Consider the following 23,519-nt stretch of genomic DNA (forward strand, 5'->3'; position numbering starts at 1 on the left):
ACATGACCGCAAATAACACTAGGCTGAATTGGTAATTACGTTGGCAAAAAAGCTCTATATTAAGACCTATGGCTGTCAAATGAACGTCTATGATACGGTTCGTATGACAGATGTTCTGGCTCCTCTGGGATACGAGACCGTGAATAGCCCTGACGTGGCTGATATGGTGATTCTCAATACCTGTCATATACGCGAAAAAGCTTCTGAGAAGGTTTTCTCTGAGCTTGGGCAGTTACGTCGTCTCAAGGAGAAGCGCGAATCCGGTGGTGAGCGCATGCTGATTGGTGTTGCCGGTTGTGTGGCACAGGCTGAAGGCGAAGAGATTTTACGCCGTGCAAAACAGGTTGATATGGTGTTTGGCCCACAAACTTATCACCGTTTACCTGAAATGGTCACAAAGGCGCTTGGTAATACCACTGGCCGAGGCATCTCTGACACGGATTTCCCTGTTGAATCCAAATTTGATTTTCTGCCGGAAGAAAGCCAAACGCATGGTCCGTCGGCTTTTCTTTCTGTTCAGGAAGGCTGTGACAAGTTCTGTACCTTCTGTGTTGTTCCCTATACTCGTGGTGCTGAATTTTCTCGTCCTGTAACGGCAATTGTTGACGAGGCCAAGCGTCTGGTTGCCAATGGTACGCGTGAAGTTACTCTTCTTGGTCAAAATGTGAACGGCTACCACGGTGAAGGTGCTGATGGCAAAACATGGCGTTTGGGGCGATTACTTAGAGAACTTGCAGAAGTCGATGGTATTGAACGTCTTCGTTATGTGACATCGCATCCAAATGATATGGATGATGAGCTTATTGATACACATCGCGACCTTTCTGAACTCATGCCCTATTTGCATCTACCAATTCAAAGTGGTTCTGACCGCATATTGGAAATGATGAATCGTAAACACACTGGCGATGAATATCGACGGGTAATTGACAAGCTTCGCGATGTTTGCCCTGAATTGGCTCTGTCGTCTGATTTTATTGTTGGATTTCCAGGCGAAAGTGATCAGGACTTCGCAGACACGCTACGTCTGGTTACTGATATTAATTATGCCCAAGCTTATTCCTTTAAATATAGCCCACGTCCGGGGACGCCAGCTGCAGGTATTGATGCACAGGTCCCAGAGGATGTTAAGTCAACACGTTTGGCAATGTTACAGGAATTACTTAATGCACAGCAAATGTCGTTTAACCAGAGCATGATCGGGCAAACACTTTCGGTTTTGATTGAACGCAAAGGTCGCGAAACTGGGCAGCTAGGCGGGCGCAGTCCGTACATGCAATCTGTCTTTGTGCAGGCTCCTGAACGTTTAATGGGGCAAATTGTTGATGTCAAAATAGAGACAGCAAAACCAAATTCTTTAACAGGTTCAGTAGTAACAGGTGACTTTGGCGGTTTTGACGCGCATAATATAGAGCATGCCAAAGCCGGAATGGAGGGACGCATTTGACAGCCAGAGCTCGTAACGGACAAGCCGCCCGTGGTGCACGGCAAAATAAATTAATTGAGTTTGATGATAACAGTCTTCTTCCCATGCTTTATGGGGAACATGACCAACATCTAGTTCGATTGGAACAGCACCTCGGTGTGGATCTCGCTTCGCGCGGTAATCAGGTATCAATAAGCGGTAATAAAGATTCTGTAGCGACAGCAAAGGTTGTTTTAAAGGCACTCTATGAACGGTTACAAAAGGGTTTGGACGTCGGTGATGGTGAAGTTGATGCGGTTGTTCGTATGGCGCAAATAACGCCGGATGTTGATGAAACTGAAAAAGCAGTAGAATCAACGCATGGCGATGAGCTGGCGATTATAACGCGTAAAAGGCGCCTTAATCCACGTTCGCCAGGTCAAGCCGCGTATATCAAGGCAATGCAACGACACGAGTTGGTCTTTGGTGTCGGCCCAGCTGGAACCGGCAAGACCTATATGGCTGTTGCTTATGGGGTTTCCTTGTTACTGAACGGTGATGTTGAGCGCATTATTCTCTCTCGTCCAGCTGTCGAGGCAGGCGAACGACTTGGCTTCCTTCCTGGAGATATGAAAGACAAGGTCGATCCGTATTTACGCCCGCTTTATGATGCTTTGCATGATATGCTTCCTTCGGATCAAGTTATGGGCCGGCTGGAAAACGGTGAAATTGAGATCGCGCCTCTTGCTTTTATGCGTGGCCGTACTCTGTCGAATGCCTTTGTTATTCTGGACGAAGCCCAGAATACGACACCTGTGCAGATGAAAATGTTTTTGACCCGGCTTGGAGAGCGGTCGCGAATGGTTGTGACGGGTGATATGTCACAGGTGGACTTGCCAAAGGGGCAACTGTCTGGCCTACGGGATGCAACTCAAACCCTTGCCAAATTGGAAGAAGTCGGTTTCGTGCAGTTTGCTCATGCAGATATTGTTCGTCATGAACTGGTTACAAAAATTGTTCGTGCCTATGATAATCATGAAAATAAAGGTGAAGCGAAAGAAAGAGATTTCTTTGATGGCTAACCCGTCGATCCCCTGTCTGGTGTCAGGGGGGGCTTTATTAGGAAGGCAGATAGATGTCTGACCTGATTATGACTGAAGCGTTGGAACGGTCTTTGAGCAATGAAGGCGCTTCATTTATGTCTTCGGGGTTCGATGTATCTGTTGAGCTTAAGGAATCGCAGTGGTCTGAGCTTCTTCCGCACCATCAAGCGCTTATCCATCGGGCTGTAATTGCCTCTTATGTCTTTGCTGGCTTTTCAGCAGACCCTTCTTCATCTGAGACGACGTTGATTTCGGAAGCGGAACTATCTGTTGTCTTGGCAAATGATGTTTCTGTTCAGGCTTTGAATAAGGAATACCGGGGTAAAGACAAGCCAACGAACGTTCTTTCTTTCTCTACACTTGATGACCCGGACGAGGCTGACCTTGCTTCTCAACGTGGTGTTTTGCCGCTTGGCGATATTGTTTTATCTATTGAAACCTTGATTTTAGAAGCAAATGAGCAATCTAAAAGGCTGGAAGATCATTTTTCGCATCTTTTGGTGCATGGTGTTTTGCACCTGTTGGGGTATGATCATATTGAAGATGATGATGCACTTGAGATGGAAGGGCTTGAGGTAGAAATTTTGAATAGGCTTGGCGTTAATAACCCTTACGAGCTTGATGGCGATCGGCTTTTACAGGGTATGATAGATGAGTGAAATATCTGGAAATAGTAAGTCGCTGCGCGACCAGGATGCAGAGGCATCGTCGCGCGGCGGACTATGGAATTGGTTGACGCGTAGCTTTGGTTTCAAAAATGGCGATTCCAGTCTTCGTGAGACGATGGAAGAAATCATTGAGGAAATCGAAGGCAGCGAAGATGAAGCTGCATCATTGACTCCTATTGGGGAAGACGAGCGCGTTATGCTCGGGAATATCCTAAAGCTTCGTCATTTGACTTGTTCTGACGTGATGGTGCCCCGTGCTGATATTATCGCTGTGGATTTGGATACTTCCATCGGGGATCTTATCGATATGATGAGCCGCGCAGGGCACTCAAGACTACCTGTATTTCGGGAAACACTGGATGATGTCATTGGTATGGTCCATATCAAAGACGTTTTGGAGTATTCAAAGGGCGCGCGTAATCCAAACTTGGCCAGTATTGTTCGTCGTGTTTTGATTATTGCCCCATCCATGCGGGCGATTGACTTGCTGTTGGAAATGCGCATGTCGCGTGTCCACATGGCTTTGATTGTGGATGAATTCGGCGGAATTGACGGGCTTGTCACGATTGAAGATCTTGTCGAGGAGATCGTCGGCGAGATTGAAGATGAACACGATACCGACGAAGGCCCGCGTCTATATCCACGTCCTGATGGTTCTTTTGTCGCTGATGCGCGCTGTCCAATTGAGGAACTAGAAGAAAAGATAGGTCCTATTCTGACCGATGAAGAGCGCGATGAAGACATTGATACTCTTGGGGGGGTGGTCTTCTGGCTTGCTGATCGTGTCCCTGCGAGAGGTGAATTGATTGAGCATGAGGAAACAGCCGTTATGTTTGAGGTCCTCGATGCTGATCCACGCAGAATTAAGCGCTTAAAAGTATGGAAAAATACGGCAGCAGATAGCGAAGAACAAAAAGAAGGCTAAGCCAGTATGGTGATTGGGCGGGGACTGGCAGGTGTTTATAGCCTGAGCCAAAATTTACAAGAAATTAGAGGTTGGAAGCGCTATGGGGTCGCCACCATTCTGGGGGGGCTATCTGCAACCGCTTTTGCACCTTTGTTTTTTATACCTTTATTGTTTCCTGCCTTTGTCGGTCTTTTATGGCTCTGGAAAGGTGCTGAAACTCCCAAAAAAGCAGCCTTTATCGGATGGGCATTTGGAACGGGATATTTTGCCGTTGGCCTCTATTGGGTTGGTGCAGCTTTTCTGGTTAATAGCGCTCGCCACGCCTGGTTAATGCCCTTTGCGATTCTTGCCCTGGCGGCAGGAATGGGACTTTTTCATCTCCTTATCGGTTACGTAATGGGGCGGCTTAGTTTTAAGGGGATAGAGCGGGTTTTGGCCTTTTCGGCGATCTGGTTATTTGTCGAGTGGCTTCGGTCTTGGATTTTTACGGGATTCCCTTGGAATCTTATCGGTTCAGTTTGGACTTTCTCTGATCAAATGATTCAATTTGCAAGCTTAACTGGCGTCTGGGGCTTGAGTCTCCTTACTCTTCTTGTTGCCAGTGCACCAGCAGTGTTGTTTGAAAGTTCCAAGGTTCCATTTTCAGAAATGAAACGCCGTGTTGCCTTCGTGCTCCTTGTTCTGTGTATGCCCTTATTTGTTTGGGGCTACGGTGCCTTTAGATTAAGTGCAGCATCGACGGGTAGTGAAGCCTTCGTTGACAACATAAAAATGCGTCTTGTTCAGCCAAACATAAATCAGGCTGACAAGTGGAAACCGGACCTGCGGGGGGAACACATTGTAACTCAGATGGGGCTGAGTGCAGGTGAGGGATTCAAGGATATTACCCATGTAATCTGGGCAGAAACAGCCGTGCCTTTTTTATTGTCTGGGGATAAGGAGTTACGTTCCGTTATTTCAAGAGTCGTTCCACCATCTGGATATTTGATTACGGGTGCTCCAAGAGTTGAAGAGCTGTCTGTTGATGGAGGTATTGAGCGGAGCTTCAGGAACTCCATGCATGTCCTTGATCGCCGCGGCGAAATTATCGACACTTATGACAAGTTCCATCTTGTCCCCTTTGGCGAGTACGTACCTTTGAAAGACTGGTTGCCGTTCCTAAAAAAAATGACGGCTGGGAGCTCTGATTTTACACCGGGTGAAGGGCTCCGTACGATGAATGTTCCTGGACTCCCCGGGATGAGCATGTTGATTTGCTATGAAATTATTTTCCCGGGTGCGGTTGCCAACTCTTCCAAAAGGCCAGACTGGATACTCAATGCAACCAACGATGGCTGGTTCGGAATAACCAGTGGTCCTTATCAGCATTTTGGGATGGCACAACTCAGGGCTGTTGAAGAAGGTCTTCCTGTGATCCGTGTTGCGAACACGGGTATATCTGCTTCTATTGATGCTTATGGGCGTGTGATCAAGAGTATTGGTTTAGGAGAAAAGGGCATTGTTGACACAGGATTACCAAAAAAGATCTCTGGGCAAACCTTGTTTTCGCTCATTGGCAATTTCTCTGTACTGCTACTAATCGGTCTCCTTCTACTACCATTGGTGATCAGGAGTAAAAAGTAGTGAAAGACTAATAAAATACACTCTTTTGAAAGAAATAAGTTGACTACATACGATAGTATGCATAAATTTGCTCGTATAGATGGTTGCTTGTGTGCAGTTTAGAAAGAGTGAAATTATGGGTCGAGTACAAGAAAACGAACCAGTTCGTGGTAAAGGTAAACCAAATCCAGTTGATGTTCATGTTGGTAGCAGAGTTCGATTGCGTCGGACCCTTCTGGGCATGAGCCAAGAAAAGCTGGGCGAAGCTATTGGTCTGACTTTCCAGCAAGTTCAAAAATACGAACGTGGTGCCAACCGCGTTGGTGCTAGTCGTTTGTATGACTTGGCACGTGTTCTCGAAGTGCCTGTGGGCTATTTCTTCGCAGACATGCCTGATGAAGTTGCGTCACAATCGCCTGTACGTTTGCGCGAAATGAGTGAAGAAAAGGTTGAAGCTTTTGTTCACGAAGCAGACCCGATGGCGAAACGCGAAACACTTGAGCTGGTCAGAGCTTATTATAAAATTGTTGATCCACAGGTGCGGAAGCGTCTTTTTGAGATGACAAAAGCTCTGGGGACGGCTGCTGAAGCTGCTTCTGAAGGAACAGCTAAAGAATAATCTGTTCTGGGTAACAGTAAAAATTATGTATTTAAATTTTGGTTTATCAGTGAATCATTAATTTATGCATTGCATTATAGAGCGCGATCAGGCATTCCTGATCGCGTTTTGCATTATATGCATTTTTCGTTATATAGTGCATTTGGTCGGGCATGGGTCGCATTAACGTTACTTTCCGGTGCGCCGATCAATTTTTTTATAATCATATAGAAAGGGGTTGTCGTGCGACTTGGCAGCTATCTTTTCACAAGCGAGTCTGTGTCTGAAGGACACCCTGACAAAGTTTGTGATCGCGTATCAGATTCTATTGTAGATCTATACCTCTCTCACGACCCGCAGTCCCGTATTGCGGTTGAGACACTTGCAACAACTAACCGGATCGTTTTGGCCGGTGAAGTTCGTGGCCCTGCTTCGGTGACACCAGATGTCATTGAGGAAGTGGCTCGTCAGGCTGTTCGTGACATTGGCTATGAACAAGACGGTTTTCATTGGAAGAACATGGATGTACAGAACTTCATCCATGAGCAGTCTGTGGATATCGCCCAGGGCGTAGATGCCGCTGGTAATAAAGACGAAGGTGCTGGTGATCAGGGTATTATGTTCGGTTATGCCTGTAAGGAAACCGAAGGTTATATGCCTGCGCCTATTTTCTATTCGCACAATATTCTACGTTCTTTGGCTGATGTTCGCCATTCCGGTGAAGAACCCGGTTTGGGGCCAGATGCCAAAAGCCAGGTGACTCTGGAATACGTTGATGGAAAACCTGTTCGTGCAACGTCTGTTGTTGTGTCCACTCAGCATGCTGAGGGTATGGATAGTGACCAGATTCGTGAAATCGTACGACGTCACGTCGAAAAAGAACTTCCGCAGGGTTGGATGTGTTCTGACGATGAATTCTATGTAAATCCAACCGGACGCTTTGTTATTGGTGGTCCCGATGGTGATGCAGGCCTGACGGGTCGTAAGATCATTGTTGATACTTATGGTGGCGCAGCCCCGCATGGTGGTGGTGCTTTCTCTGGTAAAGATCCGACCAAGGTTGACCGTTCAGCAGCTTATGCTGCGCGCTATCTTGCGAAAAATGTTGTTGGTGCTGGCCTCGCCGAGCGCTGTACAATTCAGGTTTCTTATGCAATTGGCGTGTCCAAGCCACTTTCACTTTATGTGAACACGCATGGCACAGGCCAGGTTGATGAACAGAAGCTTCCAGCGATCCTGATGGATATTATGGATCTTTCCCCACGCGGTATTCGTGAGCATTTGGCTTTGAACAAGCCTGTTTACGCGCGTACAGCAGCTTACGGCCACTTTGGCCGTCGTCCTGAAGATGATGGAGGTTTCTCATGGGAGCACCTTGGTCTTGTGGACAACCTTAAGTCAGCCTTTAATCTATAAGAGCTGAGAAGACGTAGAGTAAAGAAGATGAGCGATCCTGTTAAGCGTAGTACTTTTTATGGCCGTCGACAGGGTCGCCCTCTGCGAAAAAAGGCAACGGAGCTTGTTGAGACAGTTCTGCCAAAAATCCAGATAGTGCTGGGTGATCCTGAAAACATTGTTCCTTATAGCCTAGGCGATATGTTCGGACGATCAGGCCATGAAACATGGCTTGAAATCGGTTTTGGTGGTGGCGAGCATCTGGCTTGGCAGGCTGAACACAACCCCGATGTCAACCTGATTGGGGCTGAATACTTCATTAACGGTGTTGCGAGTTTGCTTGGCCATCTTGACGATAACGGGGCTAAAAACGTCCGTATCTATCGGGGTGATGTCCGGGATATGATGCCGTTCTTGCCAAAGAACTCTCTCAGCAAAGTTTTTGTTCTTTTCCCTGATCCCTGGCATAAAGCCCGTCACAATAAGCGTCGTATCGTTCAGATTGAAACATTGGACTTGCTGGCAGAGTTGTTAGTGGACGGTGGTGAACTTCGAATGGCGACGGATGATATGGGGTATCTGCAATGGATGCTTGAAAGAACAGTCCCTCACCCGTTGTTTACTTGGCAGGCTGAATCAAAAGGTGACTGGAACCAGCGCACAGACGATTGGCCTAAGACACGTTATGAAGAAAAAGCCTTGAAAAAAGGTCTCAAGCCCGGGTACTTGCGTTTTAAAAGGGCGGTGCGCACATAAATTACTCGAGTAATGTCTGCTCACTGAATATATGTTAAACAGCACTTTTACGATGGCTTTAGAAAAGCGCTTGCACTGTAATGAGGCTGAGGTTACAGTGCGCGCGGGACACACTTTGTTGTAGCCCGCTACATCGAAGTTTTGAAAGCGGGCCTTAAGGCCCATTTTTTGTATCTAAATTCAGCGTCTAATGTTGTTTTTATGTCTTTGATCAATGGCATAACCCAAAAGCATAGAGTAGACGCGTATACAAACGGAGATGAGTTTTTGTTAGACGCTAAAGGGGGTACGATACCTCTTCTTGCCAAAACGAGTGACGGTAAAGCTGCCCAAATAGAGCAGATTATAGCCCCGACTCTGGCGTCTATGGGCTTTGATATCGTTCGTGTTATGATTACAGGTGGTGATGAGCGCAAAACGCTGCAGGTGATGGCTGAGCATAGTGATCTGACCGAGATCATGACTGTTGATAACTGTTCAGATATCAGCCGCGCGATTGAAGCGCTTTTGGACGTTGAAGATCCAATTTCTGGAGCTTTTCGTCTGGAAGTAAGTTCACCCGGTATAGACCGCCCATTAACACGCTTATCTGACTTTCAACGCTTTGCTGGCTTTGATGCCCGGGTTGAAATGTTGATCAATGTTGATGGACGCAGACGTTTTAAAGGGCGTCTTCTTGGGGTGGAAGGTGAAGCTATTCATCTTGATCTCGAAGAGGAAGAGGCCGAAGTATATCTGGCTTTTCAGGACATGTCGCGAGCGAAGCTTCTTTTGACAGATGAACTGATTGCTGCAGCACAAGCGGGTGGATAATCCACGTTTGTGAAAAATGCGTTGTAGCGAAGTACGTGTAGTACTGCGCTATAGGATAAACAAGTAAAGTGACGGTGCGGATTGATCTGGCTGTCATGATAGATTGAGGATTTGAGGGCAAATGGAAACGACTGCTCTTTATAGAACTGAACTTCTTCAGGTTGCTGAAGCTGTTGCTCGTGAAAAAAGTATTGAACGAGATGAAGTGCTGGATGCGATGGAGCAGGCTATTTCCAAAGCGGGGCGTGCAAAGTATGGTCACGAGCGCGATATTCGCGCTGAAATTGATCGTAAAACTGGTGAAGTTAGGTTGCGTCGTTATACAGAGGTTGTTGAAGAAGTAGAGAACGAACTTACACAAACAACACTGAAAGATGCTAAAGTCCGCCAGCCTGATATTGAAATTGGTGAATTTTTCTTTGATGAGTTACCACCGATCGACCTTGGTCGTATTGCTGCACAGACAGCAAAGCAGGTAATTGTTCAAAAAGTTCGCGATGCAGAGCGTGCCAGACAATTCCGTGAATACAAAGATCGCGTTGGTGAGGTTATCAACGGTGTTGTTAAGCGGAACGAGTTTGGTAATGTTACTGTTGATTTGGGCAAAGCCGAAGCCATTATGCGCCGCGATGAAACTCTGCCGCGTGAAAACTTTCGTAATGGCGATCGTGTTCGCGGGTATATCTATGATGTACGTGAAGAAGCTCGTGGCCCACAAATCTTCGTTTCTCGTTCTCACCCTCAATTTATGGCAAAACTTTTCTCACAGGAAGTGCCTGAAATTTATGATGGTGTGATTGAAATTAAGGCGGTTGCCCGTGACCCGGGTAGTCGTGCCAAGATTTCGGTTCTTTCACAGGACTCCTCGATTGATCCTGTCGGCGCATGCGTTGGTTTGCGTGGTAGCCGTGTTCAGGCCATCGTGACAGAGCTCCAGGGCGAAAAGATTGATATTATTCCTTGGTCTCCAGACGTTGCGACATTTGTTGTGAACGCTTTGGCACCAGCTGAAGTTTCCAAAGTTGTCTTGGACGAAGATTCAAAGCGTATTGAGGTTGTTGTACCTGATGATCAGCTTTCTCTTGCAATTGGTCGTCGTGGTCAGAACGTTCGTTTGGCCTCTATCCTGACGGGTTGGGATATTGATATCATGACGGATGAAGAAGAATCTCGCCGCCGTCAGGAAGAAATCAAGCAGCGTTCGCAAAACTTTATTGATGCTCTTGATGTCGATGATGTGATTTCCCATCTCTTGGTTGCAGAAGGTTTTGAAAGTGTTGAACAGGTCGGATATGTTCCTGTTGACGAGCTTGCTGCCATTGAAGGCTTTGACGAAGGCATTGCAGAAGAACTTCGTAATCGTGCCCGTACATTCCTTGAAGCTCACGAAAAAGAACTTGAAGAGTCTCGCCAGAATTTAGGTGTTCAAGACGACCTGATGTCTGTGGATGGCCTATCTGCTGAGCAAGTGGTTCATTTGGCTGAGCAAGGCATTAAAACATTGGATGATCTGGCTGATCTAGCCGGGGACGAGCTTGTTGAAATGCTTGGTGAAGAGCTTGCAATGTCAGAAGATAAGGCAAACGAAATAATCATGGCAGCACGTGCGCACTGGTTTGCAGATGAAGATGCAGCTGCTTCTGAATCTGAGGCGAGTGAATAGATAGAGCCAGAGGATTAGATGCTTTGGTAACGAAGAAAAAAACTGAGGGAAAGAAGAAGGTCAGAAAAAAGCGAAAGAGCGAACCTGAAAGACGCTGTATTGCTTCTGGTGATCTTTTCCCTCAGTCGGCCCTGTTGAAATTTGTGATCGGGCCGGAAGGAAATGTTGTTCCGGATTTATTCGGAAAACTGCCGGGACGCGGAATCTGGTTGTCTCCAAGCCGGGATATGGTAGAGAAAGCGTGTCATAAACAATTATTCGCTCGTTCGGCTAAAGCGAAGGTTAAAGTGCCCGATGATCTGATCGAGCAACTTGACACGCAGCTAACGAAACGTTGCCTTGATGCTCTAGGTCTGGCAAAACGTGCAGGACATTTAGTAGCAGGGTTTGAAAAAACGAAAGCTTGGCTTTCTTCAGGGAACGTCAAGATACTTGTACAAGCCGCAGATGCGGCAGAAGATGGGCGCGGTAAAATTCGTGCATTGGCCAGGGCCATTGATCCTGATTTGCCGATAAACGAAGTTTTTACCGGGCATGAGCTAGGGCAAGCGCTAGGCCGGGATACCTGGGTACATGTAGCGCTTAGACCGAGTGGAATCGCTGATAGGTTCGCCGCTGATGTGGCGCGGTTGTTAGCTGTAAGAGGAATTGCGGGACATCCCGCCAAAAGAGTAAGTGGACGCCTGAAAGAATGACCTCGAGCAAGGACACCAGTAAGAGCAAAAAGCCGCTGACATTAAGCCGGCCGAATACGCTTGAGTTGAAGAAAACTGTAGAAACCGGCCAGGTTAAACAGAGTTTTAGCCATGGGCGGTCTAAATCCGTCACGGTTGAAGTGAAGCGCAGCCGGACATTTGAACGCGGTGAGAGTGGGCGTATGGCTGAGGTTACAACGCCAGAACCAAGCCTAACCGAAGCACCAAAACCTGAGAAAAAAGCACCTGCTGCGCCAAAAAAAGCGCCAAAGCCTGTGGCAACACACGATGACCTGACGAATGCTGAAAAAGCAAAACGTATGCAGGTTCTTGCGGCTGCACGTGAAGCCGAAGAGAGCAAAAAACAGGCTGCTGAAGAAGAGCAAAAACGTTTAGACGAAGAAAACAAACGCAAAGCTGCTATTCAGGCTGAAGAAGATGCACGGTTCGCTGCGGAAGAAGCTGAGCGCTTAAAAGCAGAAGCTGCTGTCGCTCGGGCAGAGAACACTAAAAGTTCTATGGAAAAAGCAGAAGAAGAAGCCAAAGCTGCTGCACGTGTTACGACAGAAGCCCGCAAGAAGCGTGAAGCTGCTGAGCGTGCACCTGATCCTCGTTCTGCTAAGCCTAAGCCAAGACCTAAGAAGAAGCCTAATGTTGCACCGGCTTCCGTTGGGGAAGCTATTGCGAATGAGCTTGGTGGTCGTGTTAAGCAGGGGAACAAACCTACTTTTGTGCCTAAGCAGGCTACCGATAAAAAAGAAGCCACTGGTGATCGCCGTAACAAAGGCAAATTGACTATATCCAGTGCCACTTCAGATAATGATGGACGTCAACGTTCATTGGCCTCTGTTAAGCGTCGCCGTCAGAAGAAGCTTCAACAAGAGCGTGGTGGTAACCGCGCAGCGCCGATCAAAGTTTTACGTGAAGTTATCTTGCCTGAAACAATTACAGTTCAGGAACTAGCTAACCGTATGGCTGAACGTGCGACTGAGGTTATCAAACAACTTATGAAGCTTGGTGTGATGGCAACAATCAATCAGACGATTGATGCTGACACTGCGGAAATCGTTGTTCAGGAACTTGGCCACACAATCAAACGTGTTACCGAAGCGGATGTTGAAGAAGGTATTCTTGGTAATCAGGATGAAACTGATGAAGAGCAACAACCTCGGTCGCCTGTGGTTACTATTATGGGCCACGTGGATCACGGTAAAACATCGTTGCTGGATGCCATTCGTTCTGCGGATGTTGTCCGCGGCGAAGCAGGTGGTATCACCCAGCATATTGGGGCTTATCAGGTCAATCTAGCTTCTGGTAACAAGATCACTTTCTTGGATACACCAGGTCACGCCGCTTTTACTGAAATGCGTCTACGTGGTGCGACTGTAACTGATATCGTTGTTCTGGTTGTTGCTGGTGATGATGGTATCATGGAACAGACTGTCGAAGCGATTAATCACGCTAAAGCATCTAGTGCGCCGATCATTGTTGCGATCAACAAAATGGATAAACCTGAAGCAAATGCTGATCGAGTGAAGCAAGAGCTACTTCAGCACGAGCTGATTGTCGAAGACATGGGCGGTGAAATCCAGACTGTTGAAGTATCAGCTAAAACAAAAATGGGTATTGATAAGCTTGAAGAAGCCATCATGCTCCAGGCTGAATTGCTTGAGTTGAAAGCAAATGCTGACCGTGCTGCTATTGGTGCTGTGATTGAAGCCAAGCTTGATAAAGGTCGCGGTTCTGTCGCGACTGTACTTGTTCAAAAAGGAACGCTAAATGTTGGCGATATTTTTGTAACAGGTAGCGAGTGGGGTCGTGTTCGTGCAATGACAAACGAACGTGGTCAAAAGGTGAATTCTGCTGGACCTTCACTTCCTGTTGAGGTGCTGGGTCTAAACGGTACACCGAGTGCAGGTGATGACTTTGTTGTTGTTGATACCGATGCCAAAGCCCGTGAAATTGCTGAGTATCGTGAGCAGAAGAAAAAAGATCTTGCTGCCGCAGCAGCAGGTCGTGGTTCATTGGAACAGATGCTTGCTAAGCTGAAAGAAGGTAAAGCGGAAGAGCTTCCGGTTATCGTCAAAGCAGATGTGCACGGTTCTATGGAAGCAATCGCAACAAGCTTGCAGAAAATGAACACTGACGAAGTTAAAGTGAACATTCTGCATACTGGCGTTGGTGCGATTAACGAATCTGATATCACCCTGGCTCAGTCCACGGGTGCATTCGTTATTGCCTTTAACGTTCGTGCGAACCCACAGGCACGTGAAATGTCACGTCGCGAAAATGTTGATATTCGTTATTATTCCATCATCTATAACGTAGTGGATGATGTGAAAGCAGCAATGAGCGGCCTTCTTGAGCCTGAACAGCGTGAGAAATTCACTGGTTATGCGCAAATTCGCGAAGTCTTTAATATTACCAAGGTTGGTAAAATTGCGGGTTGCATGATCACTGAAGGATCAGTTCAACGTGGATCTAAAGTTCGCTTGCTACGTGATAACGTGGTTATTCATGATGGTGCTCTGAAGACTTTGCGTCGCTTCAAAGATGAAGTGAAGGAAGTGAAGGAAGGCTACGAATGTGGTATGGCCTTTGAAAACTATTCAGACATTCAAGTGGGTGACCAGATTGAGTGTTACGTCATCGAAGAAATCGCACGAGAGCTATAGTAGCTCTCGCCAGCGATAAAGGGATGATATGAGTTCCAATAATAAAAACCGCAGTGGTTCACCCAGAAGCCAAAGACAGTTGCGCGTGGGCGAAGAAATTCGCCACGCGATGTCTGAAGTTCTGAATCGGACAAGCTTTAATGATCCAAATCTGGAAGGTGTGATTATCACAATTTCAGAAGTGCGGATTAGTCCTGATCTGAAGAATGCGACAGCTTTTGTTGTGCCTTTGGGTGGGGCTGATCTTGACGCGGTGACAAAATCTTTGAACAAAGCGAATGGTTTTTTTCGCCGTGAATTAAGCCATATGCTGCGACTTAGAAGCTGTCCTCGGATTGGGTTCGAACCTGATACTTCGTTTGATGAAGCTGCTAAAATCAATACTTTGTTGCAAAGCGATAGTGTTCAGCAGGATCTGCGTCAGGAAGATGATGAGACATTGACCGAGTCGCAAGCCGGGGATGACGAAGCGGATAGCTGATGGCCCGTAAGAAAAAAGGTCTTCCTATCCATGGATGGCTTGTTTTGGACAAGCCTCTTGGACTTTCTTCTACACAATTGGTTGGCAAGGCGAGACGTATTCTTAATGCTCAAAAAGTTGGGCATGGCGGAACGCTTGACCCCTTGGCCAGTGGTTTGCTTCCTTTGGCATTTGGTGAGGCAACCAAAACAGTATCCTATGCAATGGACGGGCGTAAAACCTATCGATTTGCTGTGAAGTGGGGGGAAGCTACTTCGACAGAAGATCGCGAGGGTGAGGTTATTGAAATCAGCCCAGCACGCCCTGTAAAAGAAGATATACTTCAGGCTCTTACAAAGTTTATTGGTGATGTGGAACAAGTTCCGCCACGTTATTCCGCAATAAAAGTTGATGGTAAAAGAGCTTACGATCTGGCGCGTGATGGCGATGAAGAGTTCGAGCTAAAATCCCGTATTGTACATATTGATCGGTTTGATTTAATCGATATGCGAAGCGAGGATGTCGCCGAGTTTGAGGTCAATTGTGGAAAGGGAACGTATATTCGTTCCCTGGGCCGTGACCTCGCCAAGGCATTGGGAACCTGTGCTCATGTGATTGAGCTACGACGTACACGCGTAGGACCCTTTACCTTAGAACATGCGATTTCACTGGAATCTCTTGAAGAGATCGGGCATAGTCCCGCTGCCGAGGAGCTTTTGCTCCCGGTAGAGACCGCGCTGGACGACATCTCGGCGTTGGCCTTATCAGAAACTGAAGCAACCCGCCTTCGTCATGGTCAAGTGTTATCTATGATAACGCGACATGATCTTGACCGGATTGGTGACTTAGTTAACGGGGATGTTTTTCTGGCAACAGAAAATGGAACACCCGTTGCTTTGGCCCGATTTGAAAAAGGTGAGGTGAGGTCAGTACGTGTTTTAAATCTCTAGGATTTTCCTAGATAGCTTTTAAAGAAGGAAAAGCGATGTCGATTACGGCTGAGCGTAAACAGGAACTCGTAAAAGAGTTTGCCACTGTTGAAGGTGATACTGGTTCTCCAGAAGTACAGGTAGCTATTCTATCTGAGCGTATCAACAACCTGACTGAACACCTAAAAGATCATAAAAAGGATTTCCATTCCCGTCGTGGTCTTCTTGGAATGGTTGGTCAGCGTCGTCGTCTGCTGGACTATACCAAAAAGAAAAATCAGGGCCGTTATGATGCTCTGATCAAACGTCTCGGCCTTCGCCGCTAAGGCAAAGGAAGTTTCATGTAACACCCGGTCTACAGCGAATATCATTCCTGTTGGCCGGGTGTACGTCTATTCAAGGAGTGGCCAAAGATTGGGATGTGAGAATTTTTCTCGCTAGCCCAAGAACTGGGCCATGAACTGAATAGTTATTTGATATTGTTTCGGGGGCCGGGGCAATGTCAGGTCTGCGCCGGTCCTGCGTAAGCTGTTCAAGCTATAAATGAACAGCTTACGTAGGCCCGGCAAAAGAAAGAATCCGGCCCGTTATAATAAGGAAAACTGATGTTTAACATCTACACTAAAGAAATTGAATGGGGTGGTCGTACCCTTAAGCTGGAAACTGGTCAGATTGCACGTCAGGCTGACGGTGCGGTATTGGCAACTTACGGTGACACTGTTGTACTTTGTACAGCTGTTGGCGCACGTAGCGTAAAACCAGGTCAGGACTTTTTCCCACTGACTGTAAACTATCAGGAAAAAACCTATGCCGCAGGTAAGATACCTGGTGGTTTCTTCAAACGTGAAGCGCGTCCATCTGAAAAAGAAACATTGGTTTCTCGCCTGATTGACCGTCCACTTCGTCCGCTTTTTGCTGATGGATATCTAAACGAAACTCAGGTTATCTGTACTGTTGTCAGTCACGATCTTGAAAACGATCCAGATATCATTGCTATGATTGGTGCTTCTGCTGCACTGACAATCTCTGGTCTGCCATTCTTGGGTCCAATTGGTGGTTGTCGCGTTGGTTATGAGAACGATGAATACGTTCTTAACCCATTGATGCAAGACTACGAGAACATGGATCTTGATTTGGTTCTGGCTGGTACACACGAAGGTGTGTTGATGGTCGAATCAGAAGCAAAAGAGCTGTCCGAAGAAGTTATGCTTGGCGCTGTTGCGTTTGGCCATGAACAGATGATGCCTGTGATCAATGCGATTATTGAACTGGCTGAAGAATGTGCAAAAGATCCTCGTGAACTTGCACCTGTCGATCCAGCCGTTGCAGCTGTAAAAGAAAAATTGGTTGCTGGTGGCATTCTTGATAGATTCACCGAAGCCTATGGTGAACAGGAAAAACTACAGCGTCAGGTAAATATTGCTGCAGTTAAAGCAGCTGCTTTGGAAGGTTTGGAAGAAGACGAAGCAGCGATTGCTGGCGGTCTATTCAAAAAGCTCGAAGCAGAAGTTGTTCGCGGTAGCATCTTGAAAACAAGCATGCGTATCGATGGTCGTAATACCAAACAGATTCGCCCAATTGTTTCTGAAGTTGGTAAGCTTCCTCTGACACATGGTTCAGCACTGTTTACACGTGGTGAAACACAGGCGCTTGTGACTTCTACATTGGGTACCGGTCAAGACGAGCAGATTATCGATCAGCTTGAAGGCAGTTATCGTGAGCACTTTTTGCTACATTATAACTTCCCTCCATATTCAGTTGGTGAAGCTGGCTTCCTTCGCGGTCCAGGTCGTCGTGAAATTGGTCATGGTAAACTTGCTTGGCGTGCGATTCGCCCATTGCTTCCAACAAAAGAAGATTTCCCATACACAATGCGTGTGGTTTCAGAGATCACAGAATCCAATGGTTCTTCTTCTATGGCGACAGTTTGTGGTTCTTCACTTGCGTTGATGGATGCTGGCGTTCCACTTAAGTCACCTGTTGCTGGTATTGCGATGGGTCTGATTAAAGAAGGTGATGATTTCGCTGTTCTTTCTGACATCTTGGGTGATGAAGATCACCTTGGTGACATGGACTTTAAAGTTGCGGGTACTGAAAACGGTGTAACTGCTTTGCAGATGGATATTAAAATTACATCCATCACACAGGAAATCATGAAGGTTGCTTTGGAGCAGGCGCATGATGGTCGTATTCATATTCTGGGTGAAATGGCGAAAGCCCTGACATCTGGTCGTGAAGGTGTTTCCGAGCATGCACCGCGCATCACAACGTTCAGCATTCCAAAAGATAAAATCCGCGAAGTTATTGGTACTGGCGGTAAAGTTATCCGTGAGATTACTGAAGAAACTGGCGCGAAGATTGACATTGATGACGATGGTACAATCAAGGTTGCAGCTGTTGATAAAGAAGCTGGTGATGCCGCTGTTGATTGGATCAAATCAATCGTTGCCGAGCCAGAAGTTGGTGTTGTTTACGACGGTAAAGTTGTTCGCTGTGTTGATTTTGGTGCATTCGTGAACTTCATGGGCGCACGTGACGGTCTTGTTCACATTTCTGAGCTGGAAAATCGTCGCGTTGGCAAAGTAACTGACGTTGTAAACGAAGGTGACATGGTTAAGGTCAAATGTATCGGTATCGAGCGCGGTGGTAAGGTTAAACTTTCCATGAAACGTGTTGATCAAGAAACCGGTGAAGATCTTGAAGGTCAGGAAGACGAAGAATAAGTCTTCTGGTCAGGTGTCAGTATGGTGACAAACTGGACCTACTAAGCCATGTAAACTGGTAATTGACCTGTCATAAAAAGCAGGTATTAAGAAACGGACGATCTTGATTAAGGTCGTCCGTTTTTTTATTCCACGCCAGCATGTTTAGTTATGGGAGAGGGAGCATGGCAAACGCCACTCCGCTTGTTAAGTTGCCAAGAGTCCAGGCTCATAGAGGAGCCAAAGGCGTTCGGCCTGAAAACACAATGGCAAGCTTGCGCGAAGCTCTTGATCAAGGAGTACGCTGGACCGAGTTTGATGTGAAGCTATCCAAAGATGGTGTTCCCATCATTTACCACGACCAGGATTTAAAGCGGACATCCGGTATTGACGCATTAGTCAAGAATCATAGCTTTGCCAAACTCAGAGAGTTTGAAGCTGGCGCTTGGTTTGACGAGAAGTATCATGGCGAGAAAATTCCTTCGCTGGAAGAGTTCTTGCTGTTCCATATTGAGCATAATCTTCACCCCAATATAGAATTAAAGCCATCAGATGGTGAGGAAGCAGAAACAGCACGTAAAGTGGTTGAGCTTCTAGACAAGCTGTGGCCGAAAAATCGTGATAAACCTCTGTTCAGTTCCTTCAAACTGAAATCATTGGAAGTTGTCAGAGATCTTGCCCCGGACCATCCCAGAGGTCTATTGCTTTATGATGATATAACGGGCTGGCAGGAAAATGCGAAGCGTCTTGAATGCTCGGCAATTCATTTGTGGCATAAGATGTATACTCCCGAACTCGTTAAAGAAATCAAGCAAGCGGGCTATGCGACAGCGACCTATACAGTTAATGAGGTTGATCGCGGTGTTGAGCTTGTAGATATGGGCGTCGACAGTATAATAACTGATTTCCCGGGTGATATGATCGCGGCTATTGGCGATTAGCCTGACAGATTATTTTGGCAACAATTGATGCCTAAGTGGCATTTATTTTGTGTTCTTAGATGATCATAATTTCCTCAAATGAAATTGAGAATAAAATATGGGAATTTGAACATGCTAGAACTTAGGCCGAATTGTGAGTGTTGTGATAAGGATCTTTTGCCAACAGCCATAGATGCGATGATTTGTACTTATGAATGTACTTTTTGTCGTGACTGTGTGGATGAAATTATAGAAAATGTCTGTCCCAACTGTGGTGGAGGTTTTACGGCGCGGCCTATACGCCCGGCGACTGAATATCGTACTGGACTGTCAACCAGCCATCAAAAGCCTTCTGAAGCAAGAATTCATACAAAATACTCTAATGAAGCGTTGAAAGCATTTTCCGCTACTATAAAGTCGATAAAACCTGAAGAACGATAAACCCAGCTTAATCTTGAGTTTGTTTAGGGAATCGTTCTGTGACTTCGTTCCTTTTTCAAACAGGTTTTATAATTCTATGTCTCATATTGTTAAGACAACTGAAGATCTCAAAAAAATTTACGGGGAAAGAAGCCCTCGTGCTGATAAGAAGGTATTGCAGAAGCTAGATAAACATTGTCGCGCGTTTATCGCCAAATGCCCCTTTTTAACGATGGCAACAAGCAGTCCCAAGTTGGGGGCAGATTGTTCGCCTAAAGGGGATGCGCCCGGTTTTGTTAAAGTGTTGAGCGACACCCAACTGGCTATACCGGATCGCCCCGGTAATAATCGTATAGATAGTTTGCTTAATCTGATCGATAATCCGCAAGTCGGCCTTTTATTCATGATACCTGGGGTCAAAGAGACTTTACGGATTAATGGTGTTGTGCAGATTTCAGTAGAACCTGATCTGTTGAAAGATCTGTCTGTGGATGGAAAAGAACCGCGCTGTGCTTTGATCGTGACAGTTCATGAAGCTTATATTCACTGTGCAAAGTCAATTATGCGGTCAGAAATTTGGAACCCCGATAAAATTGTTGATCGAAAGACTTTGCCGTCAATGGGGCAGATATTGGCCGATCATGTCGCTGGTGGACTTGATGCGGATGAATATGATGCGACGATGGAAGGCCGATATCAGAAAAGTTTGTATTAGGGGGTAGTGGCAATGGATAAGAAGACAGGATCTTGTCTTTGCGGTAATGTACGATTTGAAATCACTGGCCAGTTACGTGATTCCATAGCATGTCATTGTATTCAATGTCGTAAAACAAGTGGCCATTTTGTTTCTGCAACAGCAGTTGCCAAAGATAATTTCAAAATTATCTCGGATAAAAGCCTGAAGTGGTATCAATCGTCCCATCGTGCCCAGCGGGGGTTTTGTGCCAACTGTGGATCCAGCTTATTCTGGGATCAGGTAGGTCGTGACAAAATGGGAATCATGAGCGGGACGATTGACGGAGACACGGGTATTCAGACATCAAGTCATATCTATGTTTCTAAAAAAGGAGACTACTACGATTTGGATGACGAGCTTCCAAAACACGTTACTTATCCTCAGGCATAGGTGATACACGTTGGTTTGATAAGGCTATAAGCGAGTTTCTTCGCGCTTATGAGAACTTGGCGGTGGCAGCTAATCAGAACGGCACGTTCATTCCGGCAAGAGCCTTGGTTGACACTAACCGGAATGACGTGTTTGCTTAGATGAAAGCGCGATTACTTGTTTATTTTATCTTCAATTGAATCCCAGATATCAGCTTCGAGTGAAACACCGTTGAAACGGTTTATTTCCTGAATTCCAGTGGGGGATGTTACGTTGATTTCTGTCATGTAATCACCGATGACATCAATGCCAACAAAGATAAGGCCACGTTCTTTTAGGGTTGGGCCAATAGCGGCACAAATTTCGTGGTCACGTTCGGTCAGGCCGATTGGGTCGGGTCGTCCACCGACATGCATATTGGATCTTGCTTCACCTTCTGCCGGCACACGATTAATGGCGCCTGCGGGTTTTCCATCGACCAGGATGATACGTTTGTCCCCTTTGCGAACATCGGGTAGGTATAGCTGCGCGATAATGGGTTCGCGATAATGTTCTTCAAACAATTCAAAAACAGAATTCAGATTTTCATCATCTGGTTTGATATGGAAAACCCCTGCACCACCGTTCCCATAGAGCGGCTTTACAATAATGTCTTTATATTCCGCCCGGAAGGCTTTGATTTCGTCTAGATCATTTGTAATCAGGGTTGGCGGCATAAGTTCGGGAAATTCAGCAATGAAAAGTTTCTCCGGGCAATTTCTGACCCAGCTTGGGTCATTCACGACAAGTGTCTGGGGATGCACATGATCCAACAGATGCGTCGCGGTAATGTACGACATGTCAAATGGGGGATCCTGACGCATAAGGATGACGTCTATGGTGGCTAGGTCAATGGTTTGAACTTCACCGAGAGTGGCGTGATTTCCCTGTTCTCGTCTGAACTCTACCGGGCGGCATTTGGCATAAATCTGCGATCCTTTCATGGAAAGATCTTTTGGCAGGTAATGGTACAGTTTATAGCCACGTTTTTGCGCCTCAAGGCCCAAGATGAAAGAGCTGTCGCCATTGATGTCAATGGTTGATACTGGGTCCATCTGGATGGCAACGGAGAGTGTCATGAGATCATATTCCCTAGTCGATCAGTTCAGTTGTGCTTTCAATTTTTGAAGCATCTGAGACGCTTCCATAAGACCTCTGTGGTCTTCTTCGATAAGTAGATAGTGTTCCAGAGTCTTAATTGCAGCAAGAATGTTATTTAAAAATGCCTGAAGCATACCTGCTTCGTGCCATATAGCAGGCTCATCGGGGGCAATGAGAAGCATTTTTTCCAACACCTCAAGAGCTTTTTCGGGTTCTTCAGCCTGAATTAACCGCACTTTTATATTATTCTGAAGTCGTAAGAGGATATTTCTATTGCTGACGGATTGTGTGAACTCGGCCCTTAGTTCTGCTTGATCACTCAGAAAGTTTTTCAAGGTTGCGCGTAACCAGGGGGTATCTCGAATCTTTCCGCGTTCAAAAGGATCGATAATGACATGCTCTTTTTCATATGAAATTCGAATCAAGAAATGTCCGGGAAAATTCAAGCCTGCAGCCAATAGCGGCTGTTTAAAATTCAAAGAGCGTATAATGTGCAAGTAAAGAATGCCCAGAACAATGGGCAGACCTTTGCGTCGTTCTATCACGGCAATAAGGTTTGTATTATCCAGGCTGTCATATGTTTCTGTATCGCCCTTGTAGCCGTTGATATCATAAAGAACGGTCTCGATGGAATTAAGGATGTCGATGAGCCCAAGGTTATCTGTGTGCCGTTTTATTTGGGATAAAAGATCTTCGGTCTGTAAAACTAGATTATCTAGATGATCCCTATAGCGATCAACGGTATTGGACTGGCGGTCTTGTGCTGCAATTAACAAGGCTGTTTCAGAAATAGAAATATCATCGTCATTTGCCTGGCCGACATTTTTCAGGTGATGGTTTATATCGGCGTGGGATAGTGATGTACGATGTAACATTGAGTTTTTAAATTTCTAACGGCGGTAAAAATGAATATTACCGCCGCTTATGGTTATTTGAACAGGATTATTGTGTCCTAGAGGGATCGTCTTTTAGCGTGACATAGCTGACAACCCGTTTGACGTAGTCGATATCCTTGGCATGCGCGATTACACGATTCACTTCCTGTTGATTTTGGGCAATGCCAAGCAGATAGACACTCTGATTAACCGTATCAATATTGTAGTTGATGGAAGTGACCTCTTTGTCGAACAATAGAACTGTTTTTAACTGTGTATTAATCCAGACGTCACGTGCGTAGTCAGTGATACCGCTGTCGTTATTGACTTCGATCTCGTTGATGACTTCGCGAACCCCGGTTGCTTTCCACGCTTCACGTACCGCGATGATACGATGTTCCGGTAGTTCGACATTACCGCTGAGTAACACTTTACCTTCATTAACCTGAGTGTTCACTTTTCTGAAAATAGAAACGTTCTCTCGTAAAAAAAGGTCATTTATTTCCAGCTGGATTTGAACATCAGTCACGGCTTTTTGAAAGGATCGTTCTTCTGCAGCAGTGTTTGCCGCTACGGCACCTGCACCAATCACGGCGCCAGTTGTGCTGCACCCACTTAATATGGCTATTCCAATTAAGGTAAATGTTAATCTAAGTGCTATCCCCACCTTGGTCATGGTGAAATTACT

General features: G+C 46.1%; 23 protein-coding genes. 20 read left to right on the top strand and 3 right to left on the bottom strand.

Annotated elements, in window-relative coordinates:
• The first annotated feature begins 40 nt into the window (after positions 1-40).
• From miaB to ACN0W5_RS00895, 20 genes are all read left to right on the top strand, one after another.
• Positions 41-1,447: a tRNA (N6-isopentenyl adenosine(37)-C2)-methylthiotransferase MiaB gene (miaB, locus tag ACN0W5_RS00800; RefSeq protein WP_417452378.1), complete on the top strand. Its 1,407-nt coding sequence runs from the start codon at positions 41-43 to the stop codon at positions 1,445-1,447.
• A gap of 83 nt (positions 1,448-1,530) precedes the next feature.
• Positions 1,531-2,487 (top strand): PhoH family protein, encoded by a 957-nt coding sequence (locus tag ACN0W5_RS00805; RefSeq protein ID WP_417453109.1) that lies wholly within the window; start codon positions 1,531-1,533, stop codon positions 2,485-2,487.
• A 53-nt stretch (positions 2,488-2,540) separates the two neighbouring features.
• Positions 2,541-3,167 (top strand): rRNA maturation RNase YbeY, encoded by a 627-nt coding sequence (gene ybeY, locus ACN0W5_RS00810; RefSeq protein WP_417452379.1) that lies wholly within the window; start codon positions 2,541-2,543, stop codon positions 3,165-3,167.
• Positions 3,160-4,101, top strand: coding sequence for a hemolysin family protein (locus ACN0W5_RS00815; RefSeq protein ID WP_417452380.1), 942 nt, complete (start codon positions 3,160-3,162; stop codon positions 4,099-4,101). The genes ybeY and ACN0W5_RS00815 overlap by 8 nt, the downstream gene beginning before the upstream one ends.
• Positions 4,102-4,107: 6 nt before the next feature.
• Entirely contained in the window at positions 4,108-5,706 is a 1,599-nt protein-coding gene (gene lnt / locus ACN0W5_RS00820; RefSeq protein WP_417452381.1) for an apolipoprotein N-acyltransferase, read from the top strand.
• Between the two features lie 115 nt (positions 5,707-5,821).
• Positions 5,822-6,304, top strand: a complete 483-nt coding sequence (locus ACN0W5_RS00825) for a helix-turn-helix domain-containing protein (RefSeq protein WP_417452382.1) — start codon at positions 5,822-5,824, stop codon at positions 6,302-6,304.
• Positions 6,305-6,526: 222 nt separating this feature from the next.
• Positions 6,527-7,699 (top strand): methionine adenosyltransferase, encoded by a 1,173-nt coding sequence (metK, locus tag ACN0W5_RS00830; RefSeq protein ID WP_417452383.1) that lies wholly within the window; start codon positions 6,527-6,529, stop codon positions 7,697-7,699.
• A 27-nt stretch (positions 7,700-7,726) separates the two neighbouring features.
• Entirely contained in the window at positions 7,727-8,434 is a 708-nt protein-coding gene (trmB, locus tag ACN0W5_RS00835) for a tRNA (guanosine(46)-N7)-methyltransferase TrmB (protein ID WP_417452384.1), read from the top strand.
• A gap of 267 nt (positions 8,435-8,701) precedes the next feature.
• Positions 8,702-9,247 (top strand): ribosome maturation factor RimP, encoded by a 546-nt coding sequence (gene rimP / locus ACN0W5_RS00840; protein WP_417452385.1) that lies wholly within the window; start codon positions 8,702-8,704, stop codon positions 9,245-9,247.
• A 121-nt stretch (positions 9,248-9,368) separates the two neighbouring features.
• Positions 9,369-10,910, top strand: coding sequence for a transcription termination factor NusA (gene nusA, locus ACN0W5_RS00845; protein ID WP_417452386.1), 1,542 nt, complete (start codon positions 9,369-9,371; stop codon positions 10,908-10,910).
• 23 nt (positions 10,911-10,933) lie between these two features.
• Positions 10,934-11,605 (top strand): RNA-binding protein, encoded by a 672-nt coding sequence (locus ACN0W5_RS00850; RefSeq protein WP_417452387.1) that lies wholly within the window; start codon positions 10,934-10,936, stop codon positions 11,603-11,605.
• On the top strand, positions 11,602-14,280 hold the full coding sequence (gene infB / locus ACN0W5_RS00855) for a translation initiation factor IF-2 (protein WP_417452388.1): 2,679 nt from the start codon (positions 11,602-11,604) through the stop codon (positions 14,278-14,280). The genes ACN0W5_RS00850 and infB overlap by 4 nt, the downstream gene beginning before the upstream one ends.
• Before the next feature lie 28 nt (positions 14,281-14,308).
• Positions 14,309-14,761, top strand: coding sequence for a 30S ribosome-binding factor RbfA (gene rbfA, locus ACN0W5_RS00860; protein WP_417452389.1), 453 nt, complete (start codon positions 14,309-14,311; stop codon positions 14,759-14,761).
• Positions 14,761-15,690: a tRNA pseudouridine(55) synthase TruB gene (gene truB / locus ACN0W5_RS00865; protein WP_417452390.1), complete on the top strand. Its 930-nt coding sequence runs from the start codon at positions 14,761-14,763 to the stop codon at positions 15,688-15,690. The genes rbfA and truB overlap by 1 nt, the downstream gene beginning before the upstream one ends.
• 35 nt (positions 15,691-15,725) lie before the next feature.
• Complete coding sequence (gene rpsO, locus ACN0W5_RS00870) at positions 15,726-15,995, top strand: 30S ribosomal protein S15 (protein WP_047764175.1); 270 nt, start codon at positions 15,726-15,728, stop codon at positions 15,993-15,995.
• Positions 15,996-16,274: 279 nt separating this feature from the next.
• Complete coding sequence (pnp, locus tag ACN0W5_RS00875) at positions 16,275-18,392, top strand: polyribonucleotide nucleotidyltransferase (RefSeq protein ID WP_299378640.1); 2,118 nt, start codon at positions 16,275-16,277, stop codon at positions 18,390-18,392.
• Between the two features lie 164 nt (positions 18,393-18,556).
• A complete protein-coding gene (locus ACN0W5_RS00880) occupies positions 18,557-19,312 on the top strand; it encodes a glycerophosphodiester phosphodiesterase family protein (RefSeq protein WP_417452391.1) in 756 nt (251 codons plus the stop codon).
• 111 nt (positions 19,313-19,423) lie between these two features.
• Complete coding sequence (locus ACN0W5_RS00885) at positions 19,424-19,732, top strand: DUF1272 domain-containing protein (protein WP_417452392.1); 309 nt, start codon at positions 19,424-19,426, stop codon at positions 19,730-19,732.
• A gap of 76 nt (positions 19,733-19,808) precedes the next feature.
• Positions 19,809-20,426 (top strand): pyridoxamine 5'-phosphate oxidase family protein, encoded by a 618-nt coding sequence (locus tag ACN0W5_RS00890; RefSeq protein ID WP_417452393.1) that lies wholly within the window; start codon positions 19,809-19,811, stop codon positions 20,424-20,426.
• A 12-nt stretch (positions 20,427-20,438) separates the two neighbouring features.
• A complete protein-coding gene (locus ACN0W5_RS00895; protein ID WP_417452394.1) occupies positions 20,439-20,837 on the top strand; it encodes a GFA family protein in 399 nt (132 codons plus the stop codon).
• A gap of 152 nt (positions 20,838-20,989) precedes the next feature.
• Here ACN0W5_RS00895 and gshB read toward each other — a convergent pair whose 3' ends face one another.
• The 3 genes from gshB to ACN0W5_RS00910 form a co-directional block, all read right to left on the bottom strand.
• Positions 20,990-21,934, bottom strand: a complete 945-nt coding sequence (gshB, locus tag ACN0W5_RS00900; RefSeq protein ID WP_417452395.1) for a glutathione synthase — start codon at positions 21,932-21,934, stop codon at positions 20,990-20,992.
• Between the two features lie 21 nt (positions 21,935-21,955).
• Positions 21,956-22,831, bottom strand: a complete 876-nt coding sequence (locus ACN0W5_RS00905) for a SirB1 family protein (RefSeq protein ID WP_417452396.1) — start codon at positions 22,829-22,831, stop codon at positions 21,956-21,958.
• Positions 22,832-22,898: 67 nt separating this feature from the next.
• A complete protein-coding gene (locus ACN0W5_RS00910; protein ID WP_417452397.1) occupies positions 22,899-23,507 on the bottom strand; it encodes a BON domain-containing protein in 609 nt (202 codons plus the stop codon).
• Positions 23,508-23,519 lie beyond the last annotated feature (12 nt).

The sequence above is a fragment of the Kiloniella sp. genome, from assembly GCF_048270245.1.
GTDB lineage: Bacteria > Pseudomonadota > Alphaproteobacteria > Kiloniellales > Kiloniellaceae > Kiloniella.